The sequence below is a fragment of the Rhodococcus sp. P3_B8 genome (assembly GCF_056402775.1).
This window is the reverse complement of record NZ_JBFUGT010000606.1, coordinates 1-1,585: the sequence shown is the minus strand read 5'-3', so window position 1 is coordinate 1,585 and position 1,585 is coordinate 1. Positions and strand designations below refer to the sequence as shown.

Sequence of the window (1,585 nt, the reverse complement as noted above, 5' to 3'; positions counted from 1 at the left end):
TGTCAAGGGCGGTGGCGCCTACTTCCCGGGAGGAAACGCCGGGCGTCGGGCCCTCGGACGTGCTGCCGACGTCTCACCGGGCCGACCCGCCCGTCGGCTGGATCCGCTCGATGGTCGCGAACCAGGCCGGTGCGCCGTTGTCGTGGAATCTCGTCTCGATCCGATCCGGTTCGATGGCGGCGACCTTCCATCCATCGCCGGGGTCGAACGCCGCTCTCAGCTCCTCCCGGCTGACGGGGTGCGGGCCGGTATCGGGACCAGCGTCGCTGAAGCACAACACATACACGGTTCCGCCGGGTTCGGTCACCGACGCCACACTCGCCACGTAGCGTGGTCGCTCGGCGGCGTCGAACGTGTGGAACAGTCCGCAGTCCAGCACGGTGTCGAACCGGCGCCCCATTCTGTCCAACTGGACCGCGTCGGCCAGCGCGAACTCGACCTCGATCCGACGGTCGTGGGCCTTCTCCCTGGCGATCGCCAGTGCCGTCTCGGCCACGTCGACGCCCAGAACCTGGAATCCCAGGGAGGCGACGTGAAGAGCGTTCTCGCCGGTGCCGCATCCCGCATCGAGCACCGCTCCGGCGAATCCGCCTTCGGATGCCACCCGCACGACCGCCGGCTGCGGCCGGCCGACATCCCACGGCGCAGGGCCCTCGTGGTACGACGCATCCCAGGGCCGTCCTGTCATGCGTTCGTGGCTGGTTGGCTGCCGACCGATGAACGGATCGTCGGCGAGGGGACCTGATCGCTCCGACACTTCGACGCCTCCCTGAAACGGATCGTGCCACCTCATCTTGGCACGGCACTGCGCGGTTCTCGACCCTCGACACCGCGACTGCTTGCCTCACCGACACGGTTAGATTGTTCGAATGTCTTAACATACAATCCAGATATGAGCACAACTATCGGAATCGTCGGGTACGGGCTGGGCGGCCGCTACTTCCATGCGCCGTTCGTCGAAGCGGCAGAGAGAATCGCACTGGGCGGCATCGTGACCCGCTCCGCCGCACGGGTCACCCAGGCTGCCGCCGACTTCCCCGGAGTGCCGGTGTTCTCGAGCCTCGGCGAACTCATCGACTCCGGCGTCGATGCCGTCACGATCACCACGCCACCGCAGACGCGGCGCGAACTCGTACTCGAGGCAATCGGGCGTGGTGTGCACGTGATCGCGGACAAGCCGTTCGCGCCGGATGTCGAGACGGCCCGCGAGCTGGTAGCAGCCGCAGAGGACGCCGGCGTGCTGCTCAGCGTCTATCACAACCGTCGATACGACGCCGACATCCGTACCCTGAAGTCGGTGTTGCCGCGACTCGGCGACATCTGGCGTGTCGAGTCCCATTTCGACCTGGACGGTGCCGGCACACTCGAAGCAGGCCCGACCGGTGGGTTGCTGCGCGACATCGGCGCACACGTCGTCGACCAGATGCTGTGGTTGTTCGGGCCGGCGGAGCGGGTCGACGCCCACCTCGATTACGTCGATCGGCCGGAGGGGCGCACCGACGCCGGCTTCGTCGTCAACATCGCTCACTGCAGCGGGGTCTATTCGAGCGTCTCGTCGAGGAAGGTCAACCATCTCGAGGGGCGG

The 1,585-nt window shown here is 67.1% G+C and carries 2 protein-coding genes; one reads left to right on the top strand and one right to left on the bottom strand.

All coding sequences use genetic code 11. The features are described from left to right. Positions 1 to 73 precede the first annotated feature (73 nt). On the bottom strand, positions 74 to 757 hold the full coding sequence (locus tag AC1D1G_RS45020; RefSeq protein WP_477956922.1) for a class I SAM-dependent methyltransferase: 684 nt from the start codon (positions 755 to 757) through the stop codon (positions 74 to 76). A 135-nt stretch (positions 758 to 892) separates the two neighbouring features. Between AC1D1G_RS45020 and AC1D1G_RS45015 the strand changes: the two genes are divergently transcribed. Further along, on the top strand, positions 893 to 1,585 hold a 693-nt coding region (locus AC1D1G_RS45015), incomplete at its 3' end, for a Gfo/Idh/MocA family protein (protein ID WP_477956921.1).